8 protein-coding genes are annotated in these 7222 nt (G+C 56.7%); all 8 read right to left on the bottom strand.

Annotated elements, in window-relative coordinates; genetic code table 11:
* Positions 1–378, bottom strand: a 378-nt coding sequence (locus MOV80_RS23090; protein WP_249605543.1) for a hypothetical protein, incomplete at its 3' end; no start/stop codon positions are given.
* Positions 362–1582 carry a hypothetical protein gene (locus MOV80_RS23085; RefSeq protein ID WP_249605542.1) on the bottom strand — a complete coding sequence of 407 codons (1221 nt, stop codon included), beginning with the start codon at positions 1580–1582 and terminating at the stop codon, positions 362–364. The genes MOV80_RS23090 and MOV80_RS23085, both read right to left, overlap by 17 nt.
* 198 nt (positions 1583–1780) lie before the next feature.
* Entirely contained in the window at positions 1781–2275 is a 495-nt protein-coding gene (locus tag MOV80_RS23080; protein ID WP_249605541.1) for a hypothetical protein, read from the bottom strand.
* Positions 2276–2386: 111 nt separating this feature from the next.
* Positions 2387–3046, bottom strand: a complete 660-nt coding sequence (locus MOV80_RS23075) for a hypothetical protein (RefSeq protein WP_191186769.1) — start codon at positions 3044–3046, stop codon at positions 2387–2389.
* Positions 3047–3076: 30 nt separating this feature from the next.
* Complete coding sequence (locus MOV80_RS23070; protein ID WP_191186768.1) at positions 3077–4186, bottom strand: hypothetical protein; 1110 nt, start codon at positions 4184–4186, stop codon at positions 3077–3079.
* Positions 4187–4190: 4 nt separating this feature from the next.
* Positions 4191–5246, bottom strand: coding sequence for a hypothetical protein (locus MOV80_RS23065; protein WP_191186767.1), 1056 nt, complete (start codon positions 5244–5246; stop codon positions 4191–4193).
* Positions 5243–6097, bottom strand: a complete 855-nt coding sequence (locus tag MOV80_RS23060; RefSeq protein WP_191186766.1) for a hypothetical protein — start codon at positions 6095–6097, stop codon at positions 5243–5245. Before MOV80_RS23060 ends, MOV80_RS23065 begins: the two co-directional genes overlap by 4 nt.
* Before the next feature lie 2 nt (positions 6098–6099).
* A partial coding sequence (locus MOV80_RS23055) for a type VI secretion system Vgr family protein (RefSeq protein ID WP_249605540.1) occupies positions 6100–7222 on the bottom strand: 1123 nt, incomplete at its 5' end.

Below are 7222 nucleotides of genomic sequence, written 5' to 3'. Positions count from 1 at the left end.
TGGTCTTTGTTGCCAGCGTTGGACGATCAACTGAAACGCCGCGCCCCAGCTTTCGGCCGGGGCGTCGTCGGATGGACCTGCGGTTTGGCGCGTGTATTGGCGCGGCAGCCAGCGGCGCTGGGTCAGCCAGCTGGACAGGTCGCCAAAGGCGTTGCCTAGCGCCAATAGCAGCACGCAGCAGAGTGCGATGCCGCAGATCGCCCAGGGTAGTTGGCCGTTGGCCGACAAGCCCAGGCGTTCATCCAGCAGCAGGGCCAGGATGATGAGCAAGGCCGCGATGAGCAACACCACGGCCCAACTCCAACGCAGGCGCAGCTTGCCGAGCAGACGATTGGGCCGAGGCAGGGACGTCGGCGGTAGTTTAATTTTGGGCGGCATGTCCGCTCTCCTGGTAGACGAGGCCCAGCATGGCGTGCTCGCCGTGCTGGGTCAGAAAGGCTTGCGGGGTGTCGGGACCGGCGGCTTGCCAGGCCAACAGCAGCGCCAGCCACTCCGCCGCTACGCCGGCATGGCCGATCTGGCGGTCTATCGACACGACGGCGGCGCGGGGCTGCTGCTGGCTCAGCGCGACGGCCCAGCCGGCATCGTCGTTCTGGCCGGTGGCCGACCAGATCGCGTCCAGTTGCTCCGGCTCGCAGACGCCAAACAGTTGCGCCTCGGCCAGCACCGCGTCGGTATCGCGGTCCTGGCTGCTCACCGGCCGGTGCAGCCGGTGCTCGTTCTCGCCCTGGGGCCAGGCCAGCAATAGAGCGCATACCGCCTCGGCGCTGTCAGCCGGCGGGCGTTCGTAAAACTGCGCGGCGACGATCAGCCGCGAGCATTGGTAGTGCTTGGGCGAACTCTGGTCCAGCCAGTGGTCCAGCCGCGCCATGCCTCCGGAGGCAACCAGGGTTTCCGACGCCGGGACTGGCCGCAGCTCGCGCCATGCCCATTGCCGCCGCCAAAGCGCCATGACATCAACGGCCACGCCACCGGTGTCGATCTGTAATTCGACATGCAAGGGCCATTGGGACGGTAGCGCGCGCAGTGCGGGCAGCAGTGGCGTCAAGGCTTTGTTCAGCGCGGATTTGACCCGCTTCACCATGCGTTCCTCGGGCGAGGCTTGCCAGTCCAGAGCGTCTTTGTCGGGGAGGTGGGTATGCCGGATCACCTCGTCACGGTGGCCGTGTACCGGGATGGAGGCCAGTAAGGGCTGGGGCGCTTGGACACTGGCCAGGGTCTGCGCCAGATCGCCGGCCGCGCTGCAGGCGACGCCATGCAGCAGCGACAGCGGCTGCTGGCCAAACTGGATATTGTTCTGCTCCACCTCCTGGCGCGCCTGTTCTTCCAGATAGAGCTGATTGCGCCAGCTTTCGAGGTCGCGCATGCGTAGCGTGAACAACAATAGGTAGATGACGAAGGGCAGGCCCAGCAAGCAGGTCCAGAAACGCCAGCCGCTGGCCTGATCCGCCGGCCACAGGTAGAGGGTCAGTCCCGCGCCGCTGCCCATCACCAGCAGCAGGATCAATAGCCAGACCCAGAGGCGCGGCGGCTCGCCCAGCTCGTAATCGGGTGCGCGCAGGCTTTCGAGATCAACCGGCATGGTGTCTTCCTCTAAAAAAAGGCCACAGTAATAAATCCACCTATGTAGGAAGGGGGGCTTGCGTCCGTAGCAATGCCCTTCACAGCCCTATTAGTCGATGCGGTGATTGAGGTTTTCTCCCCTTCGACCTGCGTTTTATGTGGCTCGCATTTGGCATGAAAATAGTCGGTTTTATGACGATGGTTTTGAAAGTCATTGCTATAAAATTGCATTCATGGCTGGGATGTACACTAAAAATAATAAAACCAGGGCTAATATGCCTTTGAAAAGCCCGTATCGTTCAATTGTGGCATCGGATAGTGATAGAAGTAATATTCCGTTTGGTATTATTGTTAGGCATATGAAAAAAAAGATTAAAGAGCCCCAGTCGCCGGGAATAGGTGGCATAGGCCAGATGAAAATAAAAACAATAGAAACTGGTGTGGCAAAAATACGCCATTTGATACTTGTGCGCCAGAATGTGGGTTTGTTATGTTTTGCTAGCAGGAAAGCCAGCATGGGGGCTGGTATGATCATGCTTAATAATGTGCTGATGATTATAGGTGGATAGAGAATATCCCATGTGTTTTTTTGAGCAAAATAGTAGGGGGAGAGCATGGTAACTATGGGGACGCATGCAATTAAAGTAATTGCAAATGTGGCTTTGATAAACTGTACTATTTTGGGTGTGCTAAGTTTGGAAATTGCTTTCATGAAATATCCAGTCATTGAATTGTCACAGTTTTACTCATGACTCTGGTTCCGTATCCGAGGAGGCTCATACTCACTGTCGGGTTCGCTCCCCGTGGGGTCGAAGTTTTGCGATCACTCCAATTTGATGGTGTTTTCTATTTTGTAACCCCTGTGTTCAAGGTGGTTGCCACTTGGCCACCTTTCGTCTGTGGCCAAAAAAGAGGGTGTCACCGTAGCTTGTATTAGGTTAGTGGGGGTTTGGGTTTCTATATGGGTTGCAGGAGGTTGCCGTACAATAGCCGCCATGGGTGGGATGCAGATGGAAAGAAAGATTATGACGATTAGGCTTCCTTTCAAAATTCCATAATGCTCCATTAGTGCATCTGATAGAGCAAAAAGTAGTAATCCGCAGGGGGTGACTGCCATGGATAATAGTAGAAAAATCAAATCGCCCCATTCTTTGGTTGTGTGTGGAGGAAGGAAGGTGGCCCAAATCATAGTGAAAATGATAGATGTGGGAGCCGCAATAAAGCGCCAGCGAATGCTGGTGCGCCATTTTTTTTCGTATTCTGCATTGGCAAGAAAATAAGAAATAATCGGAGGGGGGAGGGCGAAGCTTAAAATGAGGGTTGTAATTAAAATGGGATCAAAGAGGTGCCAGGTTGAGCTGGGTATTATAAACGATGAGACAGTTATGACCGCTATGGGGGTGTTGGCAATCAATATGACCGAAAAGGTGGTTTTGAATATCTGTACCATTTTTTCAATGTCTAGTTTGAGGGTGTTTTTCATGGTTTCTCCAAAAAATTACTAAATCTAATTCTAGTTGTCATCTTGGTCCTGTGGCCGGGGCGGCACCCATTCGCCGCCGCGTTGACCCACGCTACGGTCGAACTTTTGTGCCCACTCCACCTTGCGGCCGTTCTCGATGTCGTAGCCCCAGCGTTTGAGGTAGTTGCCGTCCTTGTCGTAGCTGGTCCAGTTTTCACCGGTCGTGACGAAGGTGATTAGCGTGGCGCGATAGACCTGGCCATCGGCCACCCACAGTTCGATGTGGCGTTGCTCTGCCAGCGCATCGAGTTCGGGGCGAGGGAAGCCGGCGCTGTTGTCGGGGAGGACGCTGAGCAGATAGCGGCCATCGGTCTTGATACCGAGGATTTTAAGGGGGATGTCGGCGGTGAAGGGCGTGGTATTCGCCTGGTAGCTGGCCTTATGGTTTGAATCTTTAATCCCCTGCTCGGAGTAGGTAACTATCCAAGTGCGTTTAAGACCACTTGTTCTGACAAAAAAACCGCGTAACTCTTTCAATTGACCACTGTTAGGCCAGTAATCGGTATAAACGGGGCCAACTTCAGTACGGACTATTTTTTCAGCTTGGCGGACTTCATCAACAAAAATGTCAGCCTTGATGTAGGCCGGCTCTTGTAGTGCCTGTTCTACCGTCAGCATTCGATTAATCTGACCATCTGCATCTAAGCCGAAAAAGTAAACTCCATTAACTTTGACACCGAAACGTTCGTAGTCGATGGAGCGGGTGTAAGGTTCTCGTTTATTTAAATCAAGACCACGGAAGATGATTTTATGATCGCGGTTGATCTTCAGTGTTGATACGCCGCCCTCGTTTTTTAAGCCAAGTTCGGCCTGCTCGGCGGTAAGGATTTCCCCATCGAAGTAATCGGAGGAAAACACCCTAGGGGCATGCCAGACGTAGTATTCGGTGTTGGGAGTGAGGGTTTTACCATTGCTGTCGATGTTTTGCGGAATTGCCATGATGAATGCCTTTGTCAGAATGCCTTGCGCAGTGGGATAGCCGGCCAGAGCCGATACCACCAGCAGCGCGAGGCCAATGAGGAATGCCAGGAACAGGGTTAAGCCGGTAGGCCGCCATCGCCTCCTGCCGGATTCTTTGTTTGGCATGGGCCGAGTGGGCATGACCTCAGTCCTCTTGCGCGTCTTGCGGCCGGGGCGGCACCCATTCGCCGCCGCGTTGGCCTATGGTGCGGTCGAGTTTTTGCGCCCACTCCACCTTGCGGCCGTTTTCGATGTCGTAGCCATTACGCCGCTCTAATTCGCCTTTGTCGTTGTAGAAAGTCCATTTTTCGCCGGTAACGACAAAGGTGGTGAGGGTGGCGCGATAGACCTGGCCATTGGCCACCCACAGTTCGATATGGCGGGCGTCTGCCAGCGCATCGAGTTCCGGGCGAGGGAAGCCGGCACTGTTGTCGGGCAGAACGCTGAGCAGATAGCGGCCATCGGTCTTGATGCCGAGGACTTTAAGGGGGATGTCGGCGGTGAAGGGGTCGGTTTGGGCCTGGAAGTAGCGGGTGTGATTGGTTTTATTTCGGTTTTGTTCAGGAAAGTTGACTAGCCAGGACTTCTTACGCCCGTTGGACTCGACATAAAAGCCGCGTACTTCTTTACGTGACCCAGTATCGGGCCAGTAGCTGAAGAGAACAGAACCCATCTCTGTTCTGATCACCTTCTCGGCAGAGCGGACCTCGGCAACAAAGATGTCTGCCTTGATATAGACGGGTTCCCACAGCGCCTGTTCTATGGTCAGCAGCCGGTTAATCTGGCCATCTGCATCCAGTCCGAAGAAATAGATGCCGTTGACCTTGATGCCAAAGCGTTCGTAGTCGATGGGGTCTGTGAAAGGTTCGCGCTTAAAGCTGCTGCCCTTTCGATAAGCGATTTTTTGGATTTTATTAATAGCAATCTGGGTAGGGTCGCTTTCCTGCTCCGTAGTCTCCAAGCTTTGGATTTCTCCGACGAAGTAATCCGTTGAAAAGGTGCGTGGCCATTCGCGTACATAGTAGGGTGTATTGACGTGCAGGCGTTCGCCGTTAGTGTCGGTGGTATAAGTCAGGCTCATGGGGAGTATCCATAAAACCAGCCATCGGACGGCCGGGTATTGTTGAATGTGATAACCAAGCAGGCCCAACAACATGAGCAGCAGAACGCCGATCAGTGAGGCTTTTTGCCAGGTCTTCATAACCAGTTCCGGCGCTTCAGCTCGTCGCGCGTCATGGTGGTGTGTGCAACCAGCTTGTCGACATAGTCAGGCTTGATCAGCCGGCGTGCGGTACTGGTGGTAGTGGCGACGATGACGCCGGGTCCGCCGAAGACCGCACCCTTGGCGGCTTCTTTCAGCACCAGGCCGCGCAGCTTGTCGAAGTGGGGATCAATGTCTGCGTTGAGCAATTCCAGATCAATCAGCTGGCAGTCGTGCAGCATGCGCCAGATGAAGGTGTGGCAGTTGGCTTCGCCAAAGCTGTCCAGTCGATAACTCCAGCGGCCACCGGATTGTTTCGTGTAAGCGGCGGCGAAGGCGCGGATTTCCTCAATCACCGCCGTCTCCGCGCGTTGGTCGGTCAAGCCCAGGTAGAGCGGCTGGACACTGCGGGCTTTGGGGTTGCCGTGGTTGGGGTCGTAGGGATAGGGGTGGTGACCGATGCCGCGACCAGCCAGGAGTTCATACTTCTTTTTCTTTGGATTCTCCTTATCTGCATCGCGGCGGTCTTTAGAGTCGCCATTGATGCAGCCCTCAACATCCCACATCGCGCTGAGCTGATCTAGTTTGCTCTCCATGCCGGCGATATTCGCTGCCGGATACCAGCCATAGCTTTCCGTGATGCTGGGGTCGTCGTGGGCGATTTCCACCCAGTAGTGGCCGGGGCCGGGGGGCTTGTCTCGAATGGCTCCGCCCTGGTGGGTAATGCCCTTGCCCCAAAACGGAATGCGCTTGAGGCGGACGCGGCTAAGTTGGCGCGGGAAATGGATGGCGGTGTAGCTGGCCAGGCTGGCGGCCTGGGTCACGCCTTCGCCGGTAATCCAGAAGTCCATGCTTATTCTCCTTGTGGCTCAAACACGATCTTGAGCTGGGATTTGGCGTAGCTGCTTTTGATGGTTTGGGTTTTGCCGCTGCCGTCCGTCAGGCCGCGATGGATGACGCCGTCCGGTTCGGTGATGGTGTAGCGCATGCCGGCGTGCGGCTTGCCGGAAGCGGGGTTGTTGAGGGTGAAATAGTGATTGCGCGGCTCCACCACCTTGGCGCTGGGGAAGTCGTAAGCCGGGGTGGGCATGGACGCCGGGCCGGGAGCGGTCAGCGACGCGCCGTGCAGCTTGATGTCGCCACGGGTGCCGGCTTCCACCTTGCAGCTGTCCAGCGTCAGGTAGGAGCCGCCGCATTGCAGCGTCAGCTTCTTGTTGGCGGCGATGATGATTTCGTCGCCGCTGCTGATGATGCGGATCTGCTTCAGCGCGGCCAGTTCGATGGCGTCGTGCTGGGCCTGGATTTCCACCTTGCCTTGCGCGGCGATCAGCTTGGCTCCTAACCGGTGCGCAAACAGGCTGAGGGCTTCGCCGGCCGCCACGGTGAAGCGCTTGATCGCGCCGATGTCGGCATGACCGCCTGCGGTGGCGATCAGGTTGCCGCCGGCAGCCAGTTGCAGATGCTGGCCGCTGCTGAGACCGATGCCGTCGGGTGCGTGGGCGAGCAGCGTGGACTTTTGCAGTTCGCTGAGGCGATCCGCCATCAGTTGCCGCTGTTGCTCGATGTCGGCGGCCAGCGCCCGCGCCTGGGCGGCCATCTCGGCCAGGGTTTGCATATTGCTCAGCGCGTTGTCCAGGTCCGCTTGCGCCGCCTGCATGTCCAGCTGCTTGCCGCCGGCCTTGGGCTGGGCGTCGGTGGTGATGAATAGCCCTTTGGTGGCGCGCAATGCGCCCCAGCCGTCGGTCCTGAGTTCGAAGCCCTGGCCGCGTGGCGCGCGCTTGTTATCCACCAGGTGGCCGATATTGAGCTGGCTCTTGTCGAACTCGGTGGCCAGCTTGATGTGTTCCTCGCCCTTGCGGTCTTCCAGCCGCAGCTTGTTGTTGGCCCAGGTGCGGATCAGGTTGCGGCTGTCCCAGTAAGCGCCGGGGTTGCTGTCGGTGAGTTCGGAGTTGTGCAGGCAGCCGCTGATATAGGGC

The organism is Chromobacterium sp. IRSSSOUMB001, from assembly GCF_023507765.1.
Lineage (GTDB): Bacteria > Pseudomonadota > Gammaproteobacteria > Burkholderiales > Chromobacteriaceae > Chromobacterium > Chromobacterium haemolyticum.
The sequence above is the reverse complement of the archived record's forward strand: the minus strand, read 5'-3'. Positions and strand labels throughout refer to the sequence as shown.